This window comes from Cupriavidus agavae (assembly GCF_004217045.1).
GTDB classification, from domain to species: domain Bacteria; phylum Pseudomonadota; class Gammaproteobacteria; order Burkholderiales; family Burkholderiaceae; genus Cupriavidus; species Cupriavidus agavae.
Genome location: NZ_SGXM01000001.1, coordinates 603,184 through 623,499 on the forward strand (window position 1 = coordinate 603,184; position 20,316 = coordinate 623,499).

Sequence of the window (20,316 nt, forward strand, 5' to 3'; positions counted from 1 at the left end):
GAGGAGAACCATGACCGCACCGCACGAAACGATGAGCTTCCAGGCGGAAGTGAAGCAACTGCTGCACCTGATGATCCACTCGCTGTACAGCAACAAGGAAATCTTCCTGCGCGAGCTGGTTTCAAATGCTTCGGACGCCACCGACAAGCTGCGCTTCGAGGCGATTGCGAATCCGTCCCTGCTCGAAAACGACGCCGATCTGGCCATCCGGATCGAGACCGACCCGGCCGCCCGCACGCTGAAGATCACCGACAACGGCATCGGCATGAGCCGTGACGAGGCCATCCGCAACCTCGGCACCATCGCGCGCTCGGGCACGAAGGAATTCTTCCAGCAACTGTCGGGCGACCAGCAGAAGGACGCCGCGCTGATCGGCCAGTTTGGCGTGGGCTTCTACTCGGCGTTCATCGTCGCGGACAAGGTCACGGTGGAAACGCGCCGCGCCGGGCTGGCCGCGGGCGAGGCCGTGCGCTGGGAAAGCACCGGCGATGGCGAATTCACGATCGATGCGATCGACCGCGCCGAGCGTGGCACCACGATCACGCTGCACCTGCGTGAAGGCGAGGACGATTTCCTGTCGTCGTACCGCGTGCAGCACATCATCCGCAAGTACTCGGACCATATCTCGCTGCCGATCCGCATGCCCAAGGAAGAGTGGGATGCCGAGGCGCAGACCCAGAAGCAGACCGGCGAATGGGAGAGCGTGAACCAGGCCAGCGCGCTCTGGACGCGCAGCAAGTCGGACATCACCGACGAGCAGTACCAGGCGTTCTACCAGCACATCGCCCACGACCAGGAAGCGCCGCTGGCCTGGACCCACAACCGCGTGGAGGGCCGCAGCGAGTACACCCAGCTGCTGTACATCCCGGCCCGCGCGCCGTTCGACCTGTGGGACCGCAACCACAAGGCCGGCCTGAAGCTGTACGTCAAGCGCGTGTTCATCATGGACGACGCCGAGCAACTGCTGCCTTCGTACTTGCGCTGGGTCAAGGGTGTGGTGGATTCGGCGGACCTGCCGCTGAACGTCTCGCGCGAACTGCTGCAGGAGAGCCGCGATGTGAAGGCGATCCGCGAAGGCTCCACCAAGCGCGTGCTGTCGATGCTCGAAGCCATGGCGGAGAGCGAGGACGAAGCCGAACGCACCAAGTACAAGACGTTCTGGGAACAGTTCGGCCAGGTGCTCAAGGAAGGCATGGGCGAAGACCACGCCAATGCCGAGCGCATCGCCAGGCTGCTGCGCTTTGCCTCCACGCACAATGACACGGCCGAGCAGGCGGTGTCGCTGGCCGACTACGTCAGCCGCATGAAGGAAGGCCAGGACAAGATCTACTACGTCACGGCCGACACCTGGTCCGCGGCCAAGTCGAGCCCGCACCTGGAAGTGTTCCGCAAGAAGGGCATCGAAGTGGTGCTGCTGACCGAGCGCGTGGACGAATGGATGCTGTCGTACCTGCGCGAGTTCGAAGGCAAGGAACTGGTGTCCGTGGCGCGCGGCGACCTGGACCTCGGGGCGCTGGCCGACGAGGCCGAGAAAGCCGAGCAGGAGAAGGCCACCACCGAATGGAAGGATGTGGTTGACCGCGCCACGGCCGTGCTGGAAGGCAAGGCCAAGGAAGTTCGCGTGACGCTGCGCCTGACCGATTCGGCCTCGTGCCTGGTGTCCGACGAGGGCGACATGAGCGGCTACCTGCAGCGCCTGCTCAAGCAGGCCGGCCAGAAGGCGCCCGACGCCCAGCCGATCCTCGAACTGAATCCCGGGCACGCGCTGGTGAAGAAACTGCGCGACGTGGCCGACGATGCAGCCTTCGGCGACCGCGTGCGCGTACTGTTCGACCAGGCGCTGCTGGCCGAAGGCGGCATGCTGGAAGACCCGGCGGCATACGTGCAGCGCGTGAACCGGCTGCTGGCCTGATGCATCCCGATAGCGGCCCGAATCCCATCGGGTTGCTCCCCTCTCCCGCCTGCGGGAGAGGGGCCGGGGGCGAGGGCGAGCCTTTCAACCGCTGCCACCGCACATCCCCCCGATGACCACCAAACGCTGCTTCCCCCCGGTCGTCGACGCCCACACCCGCGTACTCGTACTCGGCAGCCTGCCCGGCGAAGTCTCGCTCGCCCAGGCGCAGTACTACGCCCACAAGCAGAACCGCTTCTGGCACCTGATGGGCGACGTGCTCGACGTCGACCTCGTCAGCCTGCCGTACGAATCCCGCCTCTCGACCCTGCTGGAACACCGCGTGGGCCTGTGGGACGTGGTGGCCGAAGCCCGCCGTGACGGCAGCCTCGACAGCAGTATCCGGGACCACCAGGGCAACGACCTGCCCGGGCTGATCGCCACGCTCCCGCAGCTCCGCGCCATTGCCTTCAACGGCGGCACGGCCGCGAAGATCGGCGAGAAGGCGCTGGCCGGCCAGGGCGACCGGCACGCCATCCTGCGCCTGCCGTCCAGCAGCCCGGCCTACACGCTGGCGTATGCCGAGAAGCTGGTGAAGTGGCAGGCGGTGCGGGAGTGGGTGGGTTAGCTTCCGCTCAGACCCGCGTGTTCACCATGTTTCCCGTGCTCGATCCCATTTCCTTCTCGTAGGCATCGGCCAGCTTGCTCATGGCGGCCGACAGCGCGGCCTGGGTGGAGGTGACGCCGGCCTGCAGCGTGGTAACGGTGGTGGCCTTGGTCTGGTCGTCGGTGTCGGCGGCCTGGGCGGCCTGCAGCTGGGCGGTCTGGGCCGCCAGTTGCTTCTGGAGCGCGTCGATCTGCTCCTTGAGCGCCTTGATCACGACCGATTCGCTGTCTTCGGCGCTGGCTTCGGTACCGCCCGCCCCGGCGGTTTTCCCCGCGCCGGCAAGATTCGCCGCGCGGGCGCTTTCTCCGGCGGCGCCGGTCTCGCCGGTGGCGCCAGCCTCGGTGGCGCCGGCGATGCCGGGCTGGTCCTCGGAGGCTTCCGCCGGCTGGGTGAAGCGGTGCGTGGCGGTGATCGCGGCGTCACTGGCCGGCGTCACGCGGGTGGTGAGGGTGCTGATCGATGTCATTGTTCTGGTTCCAATCAAAGAAAGAGCCCTCATCTTCAACGGACCGGCGGGCGAAAACTTAAGGGTTGTGGCGGGGTCCTAACGGGTTCCGGGCTGGTTCTGTCACAATCGCGGCCATGCCGGACCCTCGCTCGCTGGCTAATAGGAAAGGTCTTACTGACTATGTTCAATCTGGGAAATCTTGGAATCGGCGGAATCGGCCTGCACGTGATCGTGGCGATTTTCTTCGCCGTGCATGCCGTCCGCACGCACCAGAACATGTACTGGCTGCTGTTGCTGTTCATCTTCCCGGGGCTGGGCAGCATCGTCTATTTCTTCGCCATCTACCTGCCGGGGCTGCGCCAGACGCGCGGCGCACGGGCGGCGGGGCGGGCGTTCAAGCAGATCGTGGATCCGAACCGGGCCGTGCGCGAGGCGCGCGACGCGTTTGACCGCGCCCCGACCGTCGACCACCGCATGCGCCTGGGTGCCGCGCTGCTCGACGCTGGCAATGCGCCCGAGGCGCTGGAGCACTACCAGGCCGCCGCCAATGGCCCGTTCGCCACGGACCCGGCGCTGCTCGAAGGGCTGGCCCGTGCGCAACTGGCGATGGGGCGTCACGCCGAGGCCCAGGCCACGCTGGAACGGCTGTTCGCCGCGCACCCGCAGGCGGCCAGCCAGTCGGACCCCTCGCTGATGTACGCCCGGACGCTGGCCGCGCTCGGCGCACCGGGCACGCGCGAGGCGTTCGAGCGGGCGCTGACCAATGCCAGCGACGTGGCCGCGCGCTGCCTGTTCGCCGAATGGCTGGCAAAGCAGCCCGAGGCGGCCGACCGCGAGCGCGCCCGGGCGCTCTTTACCGAAATCGTCCATGACGCGCGCCACTGGCCGCGCCATGCCCGCGAACACAATCGTGAATGGCTGCAGCGCGCCCAGGCGGCGCTGGGCCAATGATCCGCGCCCTCGGCGCACTCTTCTGTTCTATGACGCTTCTGAAACGCAAATCGATCGAGGCCGTGGCCTCGCGCCGCCCCGCGCGTGGCGAGCGCCGGTCCTCCCGCGCCAACCGTGCCGATGACTTCCTGGACGATTCCGATCCGGCGGACCTCAAGGACGAGCGCCGCATGACGCCGCGCTTCGCGCCGGTGACCTTCTCGGAGATGGACGGCGTGCGCTACCTCCACTTCGGTACCGAATGGGTGCAGGGCGCGATGCGGCTGCGCAAGCCCGATGCGATCGAACTCGAATACGCGCAGCAGATGATGGCGTGGCTGCTGTTCCTGTCGCCAGCGGCCGCAGGCTTCCACGTGGCGCAACTTGGGCTCGGCGCCGCCGCGCTGACCAAGTTCTGCCATCGTCATTTCGCCAAAGCGAAGGTGACGGCCGTGGAACTGAACCCGGCCGTGATCGTGGCGGGCCGCAGCATGTTCGGCCTGCGCGACGATGACGCGCGCCTGAGCGTGCGCGAGCAGGATGCGTGGGACTACGTGATGGATGGCGCCCAGACCGGCGCCATCGACGCGCTGCAGGTGGACCTGTACGACGCCACGGCACGCGGCCCGGTACTCGACACCACGGCGTTCTACCGCGCCTGCCGCCGCGTGCTGAAGGCGCCGGGCGTGATGACGATCAACCTGTTCGGCGATCACGACAGCTTTCCGAAGAACATCGAGCGCATCTGCGACGCGTTCGACAACCGCGTGCTGGTGTTCCCCGAGGTGCACGACGGCAATATCATCGCGCTGGCGTTCAACGGCCCGGCGATCGATGTGTCATGGGAAACGTTGCAGGCCCGGGCGGAAGTGATCGAGGCTTCGACGAAGCTGCCGGCGGTGGACTGGGTGAAGAAACTGCGCGCCGCGAATGCGAGGCAGGAGGGGCGGTTGGTGATTTAGTCGTTTGCCGATGGTCTGTTCCCCTCTCCCGCAAGGCGGGAGAGAGGAGAAAACCGAGTGGTGCAGTAGGAACTCACTCCTTCCTGAAAAACTGCGCCAGCGACCATTCGTCGGTGCGCGCTTCGTACCGGATGCCCTTGCGCATCGCCCACATCGCCAACTGGCTGTGCGACGGGATGATCGCGTGGTCGTCGAGCGCGAACTTCGCGGCTGCCCGGGCGTTCTGCTCGCGGTCTTTCTCGCTGGAGATCGTGGTCAGGGATTTCTCGATCAGCGGGTCGAGCTTCGGATTGCTGTACTTGCCCCAGTTCCACGTGCCATAGCCGGTCTTCGGGTTCGGCGTGCCCGTGATCGACCGCAGCGCCACATCGGCGGCGGCCGAGCCCCAGCCCAGCATCTCGAACGAGAAATCACCCTGCCGTGCGCGCGTGAAGTAGTTGGCCACGGGCAGCGTCTCGACCTTGGTCTGGATGCCGATGCGCGTCAGCATGCCGGCGGTGGCCTGCGCCACCTGCGCGTCGTTCAGGTAGCGGTTGTTGGTGGCGTGCAGCGTCAGCCCGAAGCCGTCCGGATAGCCCGCTTCGGCCAGCAGCTTCCTTGCCCCAGCCGGGTCGTAGGCGTCGGGTTTGGTGCCGGGATGGCCGAAAATCGGCGGCGAGACAATCGACGAGGCCGGCACGGCCAGCCCCTCCATGATGCGGCTGACGATGGCGTCGCGGTTCAGCGCCTTGCTGATCGCGGCGCGCACGCGGGCGTCCTTGAACGGGTTCTTGCCGAGCGGCTTGCCGGCCTTGTCGGTGACAAACGGCGGGTTGTCGCGCGACTGGTCCATCTGCCAGAAGATCGTGCGCCAGGATACGGTCTGCTCGATCTTGAACTTCGGGTTCTGCTTCAGTTTGGCCACATCGGCCGCCGGGATGGTCTCGATCACGTCGACGTCGCCCGCCAGCAGCGCGGCCGTACGGGCGCCGTTGTCGGTCAGGATGCGGAAGATGGCGCGCTCGAACTCCGGCGTGGCACCCCAGTAGTCGGGGTTGCGCGTCATCACGATCTCCTGGCCGCGCGCGAAGCGCACGAACTTGTACGGGCCGGTGCCGATCATCGCCTTGCCGGAATCGAAATCGGCCTGAGTCAGCGTGGCGGCGATCTTCTTCGGCATGATCGGCACGCTGTTCAGGTCGTTGGCCAGATTGGCGTAGTTCGGCACGCTCATGGTCAGGCGCACGGTCAGCGGATCGGGCGTGTCGATGCGGGCGATCGGCTTGGTATAGCTCGTGAACGAGCCGGGCGCGTTGGTCAGCTTTTCGGGCCGTTCGAGCGACGCCTTGACGTCTTCGCTCGTGAACGGCGCGCCGTCGTGCCATTTCACGTTGGGACGCAGCTTGATTTCCCAGGTGATGGCGTTGACCGGCTTCCAGGACAGCGCCAGGCCGGGGATGTAGCGCGCGTTCTTGTCCATGAACACGAGCGATTCGAAGACGTGCAGCGCGATGGCGTTGTTCGGGCCGGCATTGTTCCAGTGCGGGTCCATCGACGTGACATCGGCGGCCAGGCCGATGCGCAGGTCTTCGGCCTGGGCGGCGCCGGCCGGTAGGATGGCCAGCGCGGTGGCGCCGAGCGCGGCGGACAGCGAGGCTTGCAGCAGCGTGCGGCGGATGCGGCGGATCATGAACGGGCTCCTCGTACGTTGGTGCGCCATTGTGCCGCCAAATGACCCTCCATGTCCGGACATGCCCGGGCGGGCCGGTACAATCGCGGCCATGTTCGCCAATTCCCGCACCGTCCTGTCGGCCCAGACCGGCATCCACGATCACCTGGCCACGCTGCTGCAGCGCCACCTGGACGAGCCGTTCCGCAAGCCGATCGGGTTCCCGACCCAACGCGCGTTCGATATCGCCATGGACGCCTGGCAGCGCGCCGGCGCCCGCCCGCTGATCCTCGACGCGGGATGCGGGGTAGGGGAGAGCACGTTGCGGCTGGCGACGGCGTTTCCGGACCACTATGTGATCGGCATCGACCAGTCCGAGAAGCGCCTGACGGCCGGCAAGGACTGGTGGGACGCCGAGATGCCCGGCAACTTCCATTGGGCACGCGCCGATCTGGTCGATTTCTGGCGGCTGCTGGAGGCCGGCAAGGTGCCGGTGGCGCGCCATTACGTGCTGTATCCGAATCCGTGGCCCAAGATCGGCCACCTGGCGCGACGCTGGCAGGGCCACGCGGTGTTTCCGGCGCTGGCGGCCTGTGGCGACTATCTGGAATGCCGCAGCAACTGGAAGATCTATATCGACGAGTTCGCCGCAGCGCTGTCGATGGTGGGACGGCCCGCGCAGACCGAAGCCTGGCAGCCGGAAGTGCCGATGACGCCGTTCGAACGCAAGTACGGCGCGTCAGGGCATGAGCTTTGGCGGTGCGTGACCGTGCGGAGGTAGGTAGATTTCCCGCCAGACGGTTCCCCTCTCCCGCAACGCGGGAGAGGGGCGCAAAACCCTCAATGGAACAGCGGCTGCTGCGTCGGGGCGTCTTCCGGCAGTTCCGCGTGGACGATCTCGCCCGAGCGGTCCGCATAGAGCGGCGTACCGCAATCCTCGCAATACTCGGGATCGAACAGCGCGGCGTGGCGGAAGATGTCTTCGACGCCGGCGTTGCGCAGTTCCTCGCAGATCTGCTCGACCGGATTGCCTTTCTCCTCGGCATCCACTTCGCCCGATTCGCGGCCATAGACCGGCCAGACGATGCCGTAGATGACATCCTTCTCGCCGCGCATCGTGAAGCCGACGCGGTATTCCTCGACCACTTCCTCGCCGAAACCGGCCACCACGGCGGCCAGTTGGCCGGCCGGGACGTCAAGCGTGCCGCAGAGGTAGTTCACGGCGGCGCGCACGGTCAGCGGGCGGATGCTCTTGTCGGACTCGCGGCACGACAGGAAGAAGGCGTCCGGCAGCAGCAGCTCGAACTCGCAGCCGGGCAGCAGCACGGCGATGGTCGGCTGCACCTGCTGGCGCCATTGTTCCAGGCACACGCTGCGTTCGGCGTGGTGCTCCTTGGCGTCCTCCTGCCAGCGGAACAAGGCGCCTTCATGCGGCGCCACCACCACGGCCAGCAGGTAGCGCGGATCGGCCAGGATCGGCGCGGTCTCGGGCAGATCCTTGAGATCGACCTTCGGCACCACGCCGGCCAGCGCGGCCGACGCCAGCTTGTGCGTCAGCGCAAACGTGTCGCTGTGGCTGCGCGGCAGCTGGTCGATGCTGTAGAGATACGGGGACAGCGCCACCTGGGTGTCGCGGGCCAGCACATGGGCCTGCAGGTGGACAGCCAGCGTCTGGGCCAGTTCGGGCTTCAGCGCGCCGGACGGGATGGCGTAGCGGGTATGGGCCAGGATCGGCGCGGCGATCAGCAGGGCATCATGCCTGACGCCGTCGATCTCGACCGTGGCCGATTCTGCAAGGGTCTCGGCCTGTTCGGCCAGCACGTCGGACGCATCGGCGTTGTGCTTGAACAGGTGTTCGAGCGCCGCGTCGAGGGCGGTCTGGCTGCCGTTTTTCAGCAGCCGATGGAGCCGCTGCGACAGCCGCCGCTCCCAGTACCCGTCCTCCATGCGGCTGCCCGATGCATCGAGGGCCAGCGCGTCGGCCACGAGCCGCTCGGCGTCGGGCGAGAGTCGGGAAGAAGACTTGGGGCGAAAACCTGCCATATGAGAAGACGTCCGTTTTTACGTAAAACGGTATTCTACTCGCTGCGTTGACACGCGCAGTGCTGGCGAACCCTTGCCTGGTGGATTACTTTTGCGCTGCCGGGGCGGCCGGAGCGTGGGATTCGACGCTGTGCGACTCGCCTGTCATCGAGACGTCGCCGCCACCCTTGGTGAGCAGGTACAGGCATGCGCCGGCCACGACGATGAAAGCGATCAGGATCTTGACCATGAGTTGTCTCCAGACTGTGATTCTGTAGGTATCGGTAACGCCGTAAAGCGTGGAGACGAGTCTGGCAGCACAGGCTTGCGCAGAACTTACGGGGCAGGGTGGGGATTACCCGGAAGGGTGACTGACTCCCCTCTCCCGCAACACGGGAGAGGGGTTGGGGGTGAGGGCTTAGGCCACCAGCAACTGCCGCAGCACGAACGGCAAAATCCCGCCGTGGTTGTAGTAGTCGACTTCGATCGGCGTATCGATGCGCAGCAGCACCGGCACGCGCTGGGTGTCGCCGTTGCTGCGGTGGATCACGAGCACCACGTCCTGCTGCGGCTTCAGTTCGCCCTCGATGCCTTCCACGTCGAAGGTCTCGTTGCCGATGATGCCGAGCGACTGCACGCTGTCGCTGCCCTTGAACTGCAGCGGCAGCACGCCCATGCCCACCAGGTTCGAGCGGTGAATCCGCTCGAAGCTGCGCGCGATCACGGCCTTCACGCCGAGCAGTTGCGTGCCCTTGGCCGCCCAGTCGCGCGACGAGCCCGTGCCGTATTCCTCGCCGCCAAACACCACGGTCGGCGTGCCTTCGGCCACGTACTTCATCGCGGCATCGTAGATCGACATCTGGTCGCCAGTGGGCTGGTGCAGCGTGATGCCGCCTTCCACGCGCGAGCCGTCGGCCTTGGGCGGGATCATCAGGTTCTTGATGCGCACGTTGGCGAACGTGCCGCGCATCATCACCTCGTGGTTGCCGCGCCGCGAGCCGTAGCTGTTGAAATCGGCCTTGAGCACGCCGTGTTCCAGCAGGTACTTGCCGGCGGGCGAGGTGTCCTTGATCGAACCGGCCGGGGAGATATGGTCGGTCGTCACCGAATCGCCAAAAACCCCGAGTGCACGCGCACCGCGTACCGTCACGGCCTCGTTGCTCGGCTCGATCGTGAAGTCCTGGAAAAATGGCGGTTCGGCGATGTACGTCGAGGTCGGCCAGTCGTAGACCTGCCCCTTGGTGCCCTTGATGTTGGCCCAGAGCTTGCTCGGCTTCCTGACCTGCTCGTAGTTGCCCTTGAACACCTGGGCGTCGAGCGCGAACTTCAGCAGCGCGTGGATTTCTTCCGAGGTCGGCCAGATATCGCCGAGCCAGATGTCCTTGCCGCCGCGGCCCTTGCCCACCGGCTCGGTCATCAGGTCGCGCGTGACGTTGCCGGCGATGGCGTAGGCCACCACCAGCGGCGGCGAGGCCAGGAAGTTGGCGCGGATGTTCGGGTGGATGCGGGCCTCGAAGTTGCGGTTGCCCGAGAGCACGGCCGCCGCCACGATGTCGTTGTCGACGATGGCCTCGTTCAGCGCCGGGGTCAGGTCGCCCGCATTGCCGATGCAGGTGGTGCAGCCATAGGCCGTCACGCCGAAGCCGAGCTTCTCCAGGTAGGGCAGCAGGCCCGTGGCGGTCAGGTACTCGGTCACCACGCGGCTGCCCGGGGCCAGCGACGTCTTGATATGCGGCGCCACGTTCAGCCCGGCCTCCACGGCCTTTTTGGCCAGCAGGCCGGCGGCCAGCAGCACGCTGGGGTTCGAGGTGTTCGTGCACGAGGTGATGGCGGCAATCAGCACGTCGCCGTTGTGCACCTTCACGCCGTCGGCATTGACGTATTCCTTGCCCAGGTCGTCGGGGTCCTTGTTGAAGCCGTTCTCGGCCACCGGCTTGCTGAACAGCGACGCGAACGTGCTCTTCACGTGCCCGATCTCGATGCGGTCCTGCGGACGCTTCGGGCCGGCCAGCGACGGCGCCACGGTGCCCAGGTCCAGCGTCAGCGTGGTGGAGTAGTCGATCTCGCCGGCCTGCGGCACGCCAAACATCTGCTGTGCGCGGAAGTAGCCCTCGAAGGCGGCAATTTCTTCATCGGTGCGGCCCGTGCCGCGGAAGTAGTCGATCGTCTTCTCGTCGACCGGGAAGAAACCCATCGTGGCGCCATACTCGGGCGCCATGTTGCCGATGGTGGCGCGGTCCGGCGTGGTCAGGCTGGCCGTGCCCTCGCCGAAGAATTCCACGAACTTGCCCACGACCTTCTCGCGGCGGAGCATTTCGGTGATCGTCAGCACCAGGTCGGTGGCCGTGACGCCCTCGCGCAGACGGCCCTTGAGTTCCACGCCCACCACGTCCGGCGTCAGGAAGTAGACCGGCTGGCCCAGCATGCCGGCTTCGGCCTCGATGCCGCCCACGCCCCAGCCCACCACCCCGATGCCGTTGATCATCGTGGTGTGGGAATCGGTGCCGACCAGCGTGTCCGGATAGTAGACGCCGTCCTTGTTGTGCACGCCGCGCGCCAGGTATTCGAGGTTCACCTGGTGCACGATGCCGAAGCCCGGCTGCACCACGCCGAACGTGTCGAACGCCTGCATGCCCCACTTCATGAACTGGTAGCGCTCGTTGTTGCGCTGGAATTCCAGCTGCATGTTCAGGTCGAGCGCCTTTTTCTCGCGGAAATGGTCGATCTGCACCGAGTGGTCCACCACGAGGTCAACCGGCACCAGCGGCTCGATCTTCTTGGGGTTCTTGCCCATCTTCTCGGCCACGTTGCGCATGGCGGCCAGATCGGCCAGCAGCGGCACGCCGGTGAAGTCCTGCAGCACCACGCGCGCCACGACGAACGGGATTTCGTCGACGCGGTCGGCCCTGGGCTGCCAGCTGGCCAGTTGGCGGACATGTTCCTCGGTGACCTTCTTGCCGTCGCAGTTGCGCAGCACCGATTCCAGCACCAGCCGGATCGACACCGGCAGGCGCTCCACCTTGATGCCGAGCGCGCGGCCGAGCTGCGGCAGTGAGTAGTACTGGCCGGTGCCGCCCGTGGCGAGCTTGAATTCCTGGAGAGTGTTCTTGAGATTGTGGGGCATTACCTGACTCCAATCGAGGGATGACGCGGGAGATGCTCTTATTCTTCAGACCCCGGTGCGCGAAAGGGTTCCGCCGCTGACCACGCGGCACGGCCGACCAGCCTGGTCGCGCACCGGACTTGCAACCTGGAGATTGCCGTGTGCAAGGCGATATGTACGGCAATCCGATGACGGCCATGCGAGGGTGACCGTCATCGGATTGCCGCGTGCGGCCGGCGGAACCGGGCGCACGCGAACGGGCAAGGTGAAACTTTACTGCTTCGGCGCCGCTTGTGCAGCAGGAGCCGGCTGCGGCTCGATGGCAGCGGTGGGCTGGGCGGCCGGCGCCACCAGCAGCGGCGTGGACACCGGGGCGCGCAGCGCGCCCGCCTGGGTCGGGGCGGAACCGCCGGCCAGCATGTCGGCGCTCTGGCATTCGTCGGCCAGGCGCTGGCCCAGGTTCTTGTTGAACAGCATGGCCTTGCTCGGGATCACCACCAGGTCGAGGCCCGACTGCTGGTCATAGTAGCGGTCGGCGCCGGTCACCGTGGACTGGCGCGGCAGGCGGTAGTCCTTGCCCTGCCAGTGCACGGTCAGCACTTCGTCGCGCAGCATGTTGCCGTTGATGTAGATGGCGTTGCCCAGCTCGCACTGCCACTTCTCGCCCGACGGCTCGACCGGGGCGGCGGCCACGGTCTTGGCGTTCTTCGACGACTTGGCGGTCTTCTTGGCAGGTGCCTTCTTGGTGGCGGCCGGCTTCTTGGCGGGTTCCTGCGCCAGCGCGACGCCGGCGGAAGTCAGGGTAAAGGCGCCAATGCAGGCGGCCAGCACAAGTTGTTTCATGGTGGTTTCCTTCCGGATTGCGTGGATAGTCAAAGGGGGGTCGTTTTATGAACAGTCCGGTAGGCGCGTGCCAATACATGGCGCCCCGGCAACTTTCCGCCGCTATTCTCTACGATTTGTCGAATACGGCGAAGTCAGTCAGATAATCGTTACATAATCGGACGCAACCGGTTTGCCATCGGCCACTTGGCGCGAAAAATGAGCAGTTTTCGCGTGGAAAGGGGCAGGGCGTGCGATTGCGGCTAGTCAAAGAAAAGGTCGCTGGCGTGGGCCGGGATCGGCGTGCCGGTGGCGTGTGCCCGCTGGAGCAGCGACCAGTAATACCGGTAGCTGGCCCGGTCATGCAGTTGGCCATCGTGGCGGATCGGCGCCCAGTTGTTCTCGTGGGCTGCCAGCAGGATCTGGCTGGCCGCGCCGATTTCACCATCGCTGGGCCGGAAGGCGGCCACGATCGGCTCGATCTGGCCCGGATGGATGCTCCATTTGCGCAGGTAGCCGAACTCGGCGCGCGCCCGCGCGGCGTCCTGGCCGGCGCGTTCCGGGTGCTGGACGTCGGTGCTGACGTTGTGCGACGGCACCTTGCCGTGGCGGTGGCACGCTGCCGAGATCTCCAGCATCGCGCGGCGGATCAGCGGGTGCTCGAACTGGCCGGGCGAGCGCATCGCCTCGCCGGGAATCGCCCCGTGGTGGGCCGAAACGAAGTCCATCAGCCCGAAGCTCAGGCATTCCACCTGCACCAGCGAGGCAATCTCGAACACCTGCTCAAGCGCCGAATGTGTCTCAATCAGCACATGAATCGGGATGTGGCGGGCGATGCCGGCGCTGCGGGCCACGTGGTTCACGTGATCGGTCACGCGCGCCACCTCCACCACGTCAGTGACCTTGGGCACCACCACATAGGCCAGCCGTGCGCCGGCGGCGGACACCAGCACGTCCACATCGTCGCGCCAGTGCGGATGGGCGGGGTCATGGATGCGCACGCCCACGCGGTTGTGCAGGTTCTCGGCACTGTTGACCAGCTGCGCGCACAGTTCGGCGTGCTCGCGCTCCAGGCCAACGGCGGCGCCGTCCTCGCAATCGAACGTGATGTCGAACACCGGCCCCAGCGCCTGCTGCAGGGCCAGGGACTTGCGCATGAGCTTCTCGCTGCCGGCGTAGTGGTCGCAGACGGGCAGCTGGACGGGAACGGCTTCTCCCTGGAACAGGACCTCGGATGGATGCACGTGGATTCGCGTAATACGTATGAAGCAGGGGGTTAATGAGAAGACAAGGCGCGCGCCCAAAGAAAAACCGGGGTCCGCGCCGATTCTGCAATCGATGCGGACCCCGGTTTCATGAGCGGGTAGCTCCTGGTACTAAAGATCAGCCCAGCAGATGTTGCACGCCGGCACGCTCTTCTTCCAGTTCCTTGAGCGTGATGTTGATCTTTTCCTGGCTGTAGGCGTCGATCTCCAGGCCTTGCACGATCTCGTACTTGCCGTTGGCCGTGGTCACCGGGTAGCCGAACATGACGTCCTTCGGAATGCCGTATTCGCCGTTCGACGGGATACCCATCGTGACGACCTTGCCGTTCGAGCCCAGCACCCAGTCACGGACGTGGTCGATGGCAGCGTTGGCGGCCGAGGCAGCCGACGACAGGCCACGCGCCTCGATGATGGCGGCGCCGCGCTTGCCGACGGTCGGCAGGAACACGTCGTTGTTCCAGACCTGGTCGTTGATCAGGTCCTTGACGCTCTTGCCGTCGACGGTCGCGTAGCGGTAGTCGGCGTACATCGTCGGGCTGTGGTTGCCCCAGACGAACAGCTTCTCGACCGACGACACCGGCTTGCCGGTCTTGGCGGCGATCTGCGACAGCGCGCGGTTGTGGTCCAGGCGCAGCATGGCCGTGAAGTTCTCGCGCTTCAGGTTCGGCGCCGACTTCATGGCGATGTAGGCGTTGGTGTTGGCCGGGTTGCCCACCACCAGCACCTTGACGTCGCGGCTCGCCACTTCGTCCAGGGCCTTGCCCTGCACCGTGAAGATCTGGGCGTTGGCTTCGAGCAGGTCCTTGCGCTCCATGCCCTTGCTACGCGGACGGGCACCCACCAGCAGGGCCACGTCGGCGTCCTTGAAGGCAACCTTGGGATCGTCGGTGATGACCACGCCGGCCAGCAGCGGGAATGCGCAGTCTTCCAGTTCCATCACCACGCCCTTGACGGCGGTCTGGGCTTGCGGCAGGTCGAGCAGTTGGAGGATGACCGGCTGGTCTTTGCCGAGCATGTCGCCGTTGGCGATGCGGAACAGCAGGGAATAGCCGATCTGGCCAGCGGCGCCGGTGACTGCGACGCGCATTGGGGCTTTAGCCATGAGTAAGTCTCCAAACGAAAAGAGGGGGTAACCGGTCGGTGGCGCCGGGGGCGCGGCACCGGGAGCTGGTCGCGTGTCGCCACGGGGCAGGCGGGCATCCGCCAGCACCCGCGGTACAACGGCCCGCGGCCGGCGACGGGGAGCGCGCGGGCCATGGACAGGCGTCGAGGGCGACAAGGCGTAAGTCTACTACTGCTGCGTGGTGCGCCGCATCCGAAAAAGGCTCGGGCAGCGGGGTAACGGAGCCCCGTGCGGGAGTCCTGCCGGAGGCGGCGGCGCGGACCTGCGCGAGTGTAGGGTGCGCCCCGATGGCTGTCAATTCATATGTCTTATATAAGACATAAGACATTTCATAGCATGCTGGACGCGATTCCGGAATCTGTGGTTGAATCCGGGCTATGTCATCCCTGCCTACGTCCCCGTCCGCCACGGCTGCCAACGGTTCACCGAATGGTTCGCCGGAATCGGGCGCGCCCCGCAGCGCCGGGACGCAGCCGTCCGCCACGCCGTCGTCCGCTGCCCAGCCAGGCGCCGCACCTTCCGTCCCCGCCACGCCCGTCGCGCCCGCCACGCCTGCCGTCCCTTCGGCCGGCGCCGCCCCGTCGCCCACGTTCAGCCCGCTCTACCAGCAGATCAAGGCCCTGATCATGCAGAGCCTGCAGACCGGCGAATGGAAGCCGGGCGAAATGATCCCGAGCGAGATGGATCTGGCCGCGCGCTACAAGGTCAGCCAGGGCACGGTGCGCAAGGCCATCGACGAACTGGCGGCCGACAATCTGGTGGCCCGCCGCCAGGGCAAGGGCACCTTCGTGACGACCCACCACGAGGACGTGGTCAAGTTCCGCTTCCTGCGCCTGGTGCCCGACGAGGGCGAACCCCATTACGGCGCCAGCCGCGTGCTCGAATGCAAGCGGCTGCGCGCGCCGGCCGAGATCGCGCGGCTGCTCGATATCCGCACCGGCGACAGCGTGGTGCAGATCCGCCGCGTACTGAATTTCTCGAACGAGGCCACCGTGCTCGACGAGATCTGGCTGCTCGGCACCAACTTCAAGGGCCTGACCGCCGAGAAGCTCAACGAGTGGAAGGGCCCCATGTACGCACTGTTCGAGGCCGAGTTCGGCACCCGGATGATCCGTGCGACGGAAAAGATTCGTGCGGTAGCTGCCGATAACACGGCTGCAGGACTGCTTTCGGTGGAGCCCGGGACGCCGCTGCTGTCGGTGGAACGTGTGTCGTTCACCTACGGCGACCGTCCCGTGGAAGTCCGCCGGGGGCTTTATGTCACGACCCGACACTATTATCAGAACGATTTGAGCTGATGCGCGATGGCGATGGGCGGATGGACAGACTGTTCTGGCAGCCGATTATTGCGGCATGACAGGGCACTGTCCGCCAGCATTGCCGACCGTAACAGGAATGTTCCGATTTGCCGTGCCGGGGAGGGTGCAAGCGTTGTTGCGTGCGATTGTCGCGCACGCCACGATGGTGCGCGATAGTCGAAAATTATTGGTGCGCTGCGCAACAAAGGCGCTAAAATCACGTGGATTTGCTCCTGCATCCATTTGCATCCAGCGCCCCCACACGTTCGATGCAGGGTCTGACGCGATCCGGTGCATCCACCGTAACCGCAGTGGCGCGCCGATGCAATGGGGAGTAATGGCAGTGTCGTTCTTTTGCAGTTTTCTTTTCACAGCAAATGGGGTCTCGCATGGCTGAAGCCGCCAAACAAGCCAGGCCGGAGTTCCGGAATATCGGTATCGCGCAAATCTCGCGCTACCGGTTGCCCTGGGCCGGCAAGGTATCCATCCTGCATCGCGTGAGCGGTGCCATGATGTTCCTCCTCCTTCCGTTCGTTCTGTATCTCTTCGAGCAGAGCGTCACCTCCGAACTGAGCTACGCGAAGTTCTCGGCCCTGCTGTCCAACGGCTTCGTCAAGCTGGTGATCCTGGCGCTGATCTGGGGTTATCTGCATCACTTCTGCGCCGGCATCCGCTTCCTGCTGCTCGACGTGCACGTTGGCGTGGCCAAGCCCGCCTCCGCCGCTTCGGCCAAGGCCGTGCTGGTCGTCAGCCTGCTGCTCACCCTGGTGTTCGGGCTGAAGCTGTACGGCCTGTTCTGAGGAGAGTGAAGGTGGCAAACAATAATATCGGTCCCAAGCGTCTTGTCGTCGGTGCGCACTACGGTCTCAAGGACTGGCTCGCGCAGCGCGTTACCGCAGTCATCATGGTGGTGTTCACCGTGGTGCTCGCCGGGGTGTATCTCGCCTTCGGCAATCCTTCGTACGAAGGCTGGTCGGGTCTCTTCGCCAACCAATGGATGAAGCTCCTGACGTTCCTGACCATCCTGTCGCTGCTGTACCACGCCTGGATCGGCGTGCGCGACATCTGGATGGACTATGTGAAGCCGATGGCCGTGCGCCTTCTGCTGCAAGTACTTACGATTCTGTGGCTCGTCGGTTGCGCGGGCTACGCTGCTCAGATTCTCTGGAGGGTGTAATAAATGGTCGCAGTCAAGACTGGATTGCCGCGTCGCAAATTTGACGTGGTCATCGTCGGGGCGGGCGGCGCCGGGATGCGCGCATCCCTCCAGCTCGCGGAAGCCGGCCTGAACGTGGCCGTGCTGTCGAAGGTTTTCCCGACCCGCTCGCACACCGTTGCGGCGCAGGGCGGCATCGGTGCCTCGCTCGGCAACATGAGCGAGGACAACTGGCACTATCACTTCTACGACACCATCAAGGGCTCTGATTGGCTGGGTGACCAGGACGCCATCGAGTTCATGTGCCGTGAAGCCCCGAAGGTCGTGTACGAGCTCGAACACTTCGGCATGCCGTTCGACCGTAACGCCGACGGCACGATCTACCAGCGCCCGTTCGGTGGCCACACCGCCAACTACGGCGAAAAGCCGGTGCAGCGCGCCTGCGCGGCAGCCGACCGTACCGGCCACGCCCTGTTGCATACGCTGTACCAGCGCAATGTGCGCGCAAAGACGCATTTCTTCGTCGAGTGGATGGCACTGGACCTGATCCGCGACGAGGAAGGCGACGTGCTGGGCGTGACCGCGCTGGAAATGGAAACCGGCGAGGTCTACATCCTCGAAGCCAAGACCACGCTGTTCGCCACGGGCGGCGCGGGCCGGATCTACGCCGCTTCCACCAACGCCTTCATCAACACCGGTGACGGCCTGGGCATGGCGGCGCGCGCCGGCGTGCCGCTGGAAGACATGGAATTCTGGCAGTTCCACCCGACCGGCGTGGCCGGCGCGGGCGTGCTGATCACGGAAGGCGTGCGTGGCGAGGGCGGCATCCTGCGTAACAAGGATGGCGAGCGCTTCATGGAGCGCTATGCCCCGACGCTGAAGGATCTGGCGCCGCGTGACTTCGTGTCGCGCTCGATGGACCAGGAAATCAAGGAAGGCCGTGGTTGCGGCCCGAACGGCGACTACGTGCTGCTCGACCTGACCCACGTCGGTGCCGAGACCATCATGAAGCGCCTGCCGTCGATCCGCGAAATCGGCATGAAGTTCGCCAACGTCGACGCGATCAAGGAGCCGATCCCGGTCGTGCCGACCATCCACTACCAGATGGGTGGCATTCCGACGAACTTCCACGGCCAGGTCGTGGTGCCGAAGAACGGCAACCCGAACGAAGTGGTCAACGGCTTCTACGCGATCGGCGAATGCTCCTGCGTGTCGGTGCACGGCGCCAACCGCCTGGGCACGAACTCGCTGCTGGACCTCGTGGTGTTCGGCCGTGCCGCCGGCAACCACATCGTCGCCAACGCGTCGAAGCAGAAGGAACACAAGCCGCTGCCGGCCGATGCCGCCGACCGCGCCATGGCCCGTCTGGCCAAGCTGCAGGCAACGACCTCGGGCGAATACACCCAGGACGTGGCCAACGACATCCGCCGCAACATGCAGTCGCATGCCGGCGTGTTCCGTACGCAGAAGCTGATGGACGAAGGCGTCGAGCGCATCCTGGAAGTGGCGGAGCGTGCCGACAACATCCACCTGAAGGACAAGTCCAAGGTCTTCAACACCGCGCTGGTGGAAGCCCTGGAAGTGGCCAACCTGGTGGAAGTGGCCAAGGCCACGATGATTTCGGCCGCAGCCCGCAAGGAATCGCGCGGTGCCCACGCGCACAGCGACTTCCCGAACCGCGACGACGACAACTGGCTCAAGCACACGCTGTTCTACAGCGAAGGCAACCGCCTCGACTACAAGCCGGTCAAGATGCAGCCGCTGACGGTGGAATCGGTTCCGCCCAAGGCCCGTACGTTCTAAGCGGCCATCGTAGAGAAAACAGGACCCACAGAAATGAAGCGTATTTTCGAAGTCTACCGCTACGATCCGGACAAGGACGCCGCACCCCGCATGCAGACCTACGAGGTGGAACTCGACGGTCACGAGCGCATGCTGCTGGACGCACTGGTCAAGCTGAAGAAGCTCGACGAGACGATCTCGTTCCGCCGGTCGTGCCGCGAAGGCGTGTGCGGCTCGGACGCGATGAACATCAACGGCAAGAACGGCCTGGCCTGCCTGACGAACATGCGCGAGCTGCCCGAGCGCATCGTGCTGCGTCCGCTGCCCGGCCTGCCGGTGGTGCGCGACCTGATCGTCGACATGACGAACTTCTTCAAGCAGTACAACTCGATCAAGCCATTCCTGATCAACGACGAGCCGCCGCCCGAGAAGGAGCGTCTGCAGTCGCCGCAGGAGCGTGACGAGCTGGACGGCCTGTACGAGTGCATCCTGTGCGCCAGCTGCTCCACGTCGTGCCCGTCGTTCTGGTGGAACCCGGACAAGTTCGTCGGCCCCGCCGGCCTGCTGCAGGCTTACCGCTTCATCGCGGACAGCCGCGACCAGGCCACCAGCGAGCGTCTGGACAACCTGAACGACCCGTACCGCCTGTTCCGCTGCCACAGCATCATGAACTGCGTCGACGTGTGCCCGAAGGGTCTCAATCCGACGAAGGCGATTGGCAAGATCAAGGAATTGATGGTTCGCCGCGCTGTTTAATCGGCCGGTATAAACTGCCTGATGCGTCCGGGAAGCAACTGGACAGTCAGGCAGTTTGAAGTTGATCGTAGTTGATAGCAGTTGATGTAAGCGGCGTGTCAGCCCGATGCAGTATTCAGTCGGGTGGCACGCCGGCCAATGAAGGCTGACATGAGTCTTTCCACCACTTTCTCCCATCAGGCCGATCCGCACAAGCGTGCCCGTCTTCGCTGGCGCGCCCGCCGCGGCCTCCTGGAGAACGACATCATCGTCGAACGTTTCTTCAACCGTTACGAGGAGAGCCTGTCCGATGAGGACGTGGCATCGCTGGGCGAGCTGTTCGAGCTCAGCGACAACGAGTTGATGGACCTGCTGCTTGTCCGCAAGGAGCTGGACGGTGAGCTCGACACGCCCCCGATGCAACGGGTACTCAGCCTGCTGCGTTCGGTCTGAGTTTGGTCAAC

Annotated in this window: 19 protein-coding genes; 11 read left to right on the plus strand and 8 right to left on the minus strand. The window is 65.4% G+C overall.

What is annotated here, in order from left to right:
• Positions 1-10: 10 nt before the first annotated feature.
• Both htpG and EV147_RS02785 read left to right on the plus strand, forming a co-directional pair.
• The gene (gene htpG / locus EV147_RS02780; RefSeq protein WP_130389591.1) at positions 11-1,912 is read left to right on the plus strand and encodes a molecular chaperone HtpG; all 1,902 of its coding nucleotides are present in this window, start codon (positions 11-13) and stop codon (positions 1,910-1,912) included.
• A gap of 112 nt (positions 1,913-2,024) precedes the next feature.
• Entirely contained in the window at positions 2,025-2,519 is a 495-nt protein-coding gene (locus tag EV147_RS02785; RefSeq protein WP_130389592.1) for a DNA-deoxyinosine glycosylase, read from the plus strand.
• A 7-nt stretch (positions 2,520-2,526) separates the two neighbouring features.
• On the opposite strand, the gene EV147_RS02790 is transcribed toward EV147_RS02785, so the two are convergent.
• Positions 2,527-3,024 carry a hypothetical protein gene (locus EV147_RS02790; RefSeq protein ID WP_130389593.1) on the minus strand — a complete coding sequence of 166 codons (498 nt, stop codon included), beginning with the start codon at positions 3,022-3,024 and terminating at the stop codon, positions 2,527-2,529.
• A gap of 162 nt (positions 3,025-3,186) precedes the next feature.
• On the opposite strand from EV147_RS02790, the gene EV147_RS02795 reads away from it, so the two are divergent.
• Both EV147_RS02795 and EV147_RS02800 read left to right on the plus strand, forming a co-directional pair.
• Complete coding sequence (locus EV147_RS02795; RefSeq protein ID WP_130389594.1) at positions 3,187-3,957, plus strand: tetratricopeptide repeat protein; 771 nt, start codon at positions 3,187-3,189, stop codon at positions 3,955-3,957.
• 29 nt (positions 3,958-3,986) lie between these two features.
• Positions 3,987-4,898, plus strand: a complete 912-nt coding sequence (locus EV147_RS02800) for a class I SAM-dependent methyltransferase (protein WP_198680162.1) — start codon at positions 3,987-3,989, stop codon at positions 4,896-4,898.
• Positions 4,899-4,971: 73 nt separating this feature from the next.
• Here EV147_RS02800 and EV147_RS02805 read toward each other — a convergent pair whose 3' ends face one another.
• Complete coding sequence (locus tag EV147_RS02805) at positions 4,972-6,567, minus strand: ABC transporter substrate-binding protein (RefSeq protein ID WP_235844588.1); 1,596 nt, start codon at positions 6,565-6,567, stop codon at positions 4,972-4,974.
• Positions 6,568-6,658: 91 nt separating this feature from the next.
• On the opposite strand from EV147_RS02805, the gene trmB reads away from it, so the two are divergent.
• Positions 6,659-7,327, plus strand: coding sequence for a tRNA (guanine(46)-N(7))-methyltransferase TrmB (gene trmB, locus EV147_RS02810; RefSeq protein WP_198680163.1), 669 nt, complete (start codon positions 6,659-6,661; stop codon positions 7,325-7,327).
• A 59-nt stretch (positions 7,328-7,386) separates the two neighbouring features.
• On the opposite strand, the gene EV147_RS02815 is transcribed toward trmB, so the two are convergent.
• From EV147_RS02815 to EV147_RS02835, 6 genes are all read right to left on the minus strand, one after another.
• Positions 7,387-8,589: a DUF2863 family protein gene (locus EV147_RS02815; protein WP_130389597.1), complete on the minus strand. Its 1,203-nt coding sequence runs from the start codon at positions 8,587-8,589 to the stop codon at positions 7,387-7,389.
• Between the two features lie 85 nt (positions 8,590-8,674).
• Positions 8,675-8,818 (minus strand): hypothetical protein, encoded by a 144-nt coding sequence (locus EV147_RS26060; protein WP_198680164.1) that lies wholly within the window; start codon positions 8,816-8,818, stop codon positions 8,675-8,677.
• A 168-nt stretch (positions 8,819-8,986) separates the two neighbouring features.
• Positions 8,987-11,692: an aconitate hydratase AcnA gene (gene acnA, locus EV147_RS02820; RefSeq protein ID WP_130389598.1), complete on the minus strand. Its 2,706-nt coding sequence runs from the start codon at positions 11,690-11,692 to the stop codon at positions 8,987-8,989.
• Between the two features lie 252 nt (positions 11,693-11,944).
• A complete protein-coding gene (locus EV147_RS02825) occupies positions 11,945-12,514 on the minus strand; it encodes a hypothetical protein (RefSeq protein ID WP_130389599.1) in 570 nt (189 codons plus the stop codon).
• A gap of 242 nt (positions 12,515-12,756) precedes the next feature.
• Positions 12,757-13,737 (minus strand): HpcH/HpaI aldolase/citrate lyase family protein, encoded by a 981-nt coding sequence (locus tag EV147_RS02830; RefSeq protein ID WP_130389600.1) that lies wholly within the window; start codon positions 13,735-13,737, stop codon positions 12,757-12,759.
• A gap of 139 nt (positions 13,738-13,876) precedes the next feature.
• Entirely contained in the window at positions 13,877-14,860 is a 984-nt protein-coding gene (locus EV147_RS02835; protein ID WP_130389601.1) for a malate dehydrogenase, read from the minus strand.
• A gap of 398 nt (positions 14,861-15,258) precedes the next feature.
• On the opposite strand from EV147_RS02835, the gene EV147_RS02840 reads away from it, so the two are divergent.
• The 6 genes from EV147_RS02840 (at position 15,259) to EV147_RS02865 (ending at position 20,305) form a co-directional block, all read left to right on the plus strand.
• Positions 15,259-16,179 (plus strand): GntR family transcriptional regulator, encoded by a 921-nt coding sequence (locus EV147_RS02840; protein ID WP_130389602.1) that lies wholly within the window; start codon positions 15,259-15,261, stop codon positions 16,177-16,179.
• A gap of 389 nt (positions 16,180-16,568) precedes the next feature.
• Positions 16,569-16,979, plus strand: a complete 411-nt coding sequence (gene sdhC / locus EV147_RS02845; RefSeq protein WP_130389603.1) for a succinate dehydrogenase, cytochrome b556 subunit — start codon at positions 16,569-16,571, stop codon at positions 16,977-16,979.
• An 11-nt stretch (positions 16,980-16,990) separates the two neighbouring features.
• On the plus strand, positions 16,991-17,356 hold the full coding sequence (gene sdhD, locus EV147_RS02850) for a succinate dehydrogenase, hydrophobic membrane anchor protein (RefSeq protein WP_130389604.1): 366 nt from the start codon (positions 16,991-16,993) through the stop codon (positions 17,354-17,356).
• A 3-nt stretch (positions 17,357-17,359) separates the two neighbouring features.
• Positions 17,360-19,138: a succinate dehydrogenase flavoprotein subunit gene (gene sdhA, locus EV147_RS02855; RefSeq protein WP_130389605.1), complete on the plus strand. Its 1,779-nt coding sequence runs from the start codon at positions 17,360-17,362 to the stop codon at positions 19,136-19,138.
• A 33-nt stretch (positions 19,139-19,171) separates the two neighbouring features.
• Positions 19,172-19,873, plus strand: a complete 702-nt coding sequence (locus tag EV147_RS02860; protein WP_130389606.1) for a succinate dehydrogenase iron-sulfur subunit — start codon at positions 19,172-19,174, stop codon at positions 19,871-19,873.
• 150 nt (positions 19,874-20,023) lie between these two features.
• Positions 20,024-20,305 (plus strand): FAD assembly factor SdhE, encoded by a 282-nt coding sequence (locus EV147_RS02865; protein ID WP_084004222.1) that lies wholly within the window; start codon positions 20,024-20,026, stop codon positions 20,303-20,305.
• The last annotated feature ends 11 nt before the right edge of the window (positions 20,306-20,316 follow it).

What these genes read in the sequence shown, in the direction of transcription:
- htpG (WP_130389591.1), top strand. Translation starts at nt 11, where the DNA reads ATGACCGCACCGCACGAAACGATGAGCTTCCAGGCGGAAGTGAAGCAA.
- EV147_RS02785 (WP_130389592.1), top strand. Translation starts at nt 2,025, where the DNA reads ATGACCACCAAACGCTGCTTCCCCCCGGTCGTCGACGCCCACACCCGC.
- EV147_RS02790 (WP_130389593.1), bottom strand. Translation starts at nt 3,024, where the DNA reads ATGACATCGATCAGCACCCTCACCACCCGCGTGACGCCGGCCAGTGAC.
- EV147_RS02795 (WP_130389594.1), top strand. Translation starts at nt 3,187, where the DNA reads ATGTTCAATCTGGGAAATCTTGGAATCGGCGGAATCGGCCTGCACGTG.
- EV147_RS02800 (WP_198680162.1), top strand. Translation starts at nt 3,987, where the DNA reads ATGACGCTTCTGAAACGCAAATCGATCGAGGCCGTGGCCTCGCGCCGC.
- EV147_RS02805 (WP_235844588.1), bottom strand. Translation starts at nt 6,567, where the DNA reads ATGATCCGCCGCATCCGCCGCACGCTGCTGCAAGCCTCGCTGTCCGCC.
- trmB (WP_198680163.1), top strand. Translation starts at nt 6,659, where the DNA reads ATGTTCGCCAATTCCCGCACCGTCCTGTCGGCCCAGACCGGCATCCAC.
- EV147_RS02815 (WP_130389597.1), bottom strand. Translation starts at nt 8,589, where the DNA reads ATGGCAGGTTTTCGCCCCAAGTCTTCTTCCCGACTCTCGCCCGACGCC.
- EV147_RS26060 (WP_198680164.1), bottom strand. Translation starts at nt 8,818, where the DNA reads ATGGTCAAGATCCTGATCGCTTTCATCGTCGTGGCCGGCGCATGCCTG.
- acnA (WP_130389598.1), bottom strand. Translation starts at nt 11,692, where the DNA reads ATGCCCCACAATCTCAAGAACACTCTCCAGGAATTCAAGCTCGCCACG.
- EV147_RS02825 (WP_130389599.1), bottom strand. Translation starts at nt 12,514, where the DNA reads ATGAAACAACTTGTGCTGGCCGCCTGCATTGGCGCCTTTACCCTGACT.
- EV147_RS02835 (WP_130389601.1), bottom strand. Translation starts at nt 14,860, where the DNA reads ATGGCTAAAGCCCCAATGCGCGTCGCAGTCACCGGCGCCGCTGGCCAG.
- EV147_RS02840 (WP_130389602.1), top strand. Translation starts at nt 15,259, where the DNA reads ATGTCATCCCTGCCTACGTCCCCGTCCGCCACGGCTGCCAACGGTTCA.
- sdhC (WP_130389603.1), top strand. Translation starts at nt 16,569, where the DNA reads ATGGCTGAAGCCGCCAAACAAGCCAGGCCGGAGTTCCGGAATATCGGT.
- sdhA (WP_130389605.1), top strand. Translation starts at nt 17,360, where the DNA reads ATGGTCGCAGTCAAGACTGGATTGCCGCGTCGCAAATTTGACGTGGTC.
- EV147_RS02860 (WP_130389606.1), top strand. Translation starts at nt 19,172, where the DNA reads ATGAAGCGTATTTTCGAAGTCTACCGCTACGATCCGGACAAGGACGCC.
- EV147_RS02865 (WP_084004222.1), top strand. Translation starts at nt 20,024, where the DNA reads ATGAGTCTTTCCACCACTTTCTCCCATCAGGCCGATCCGCACAAGCGT.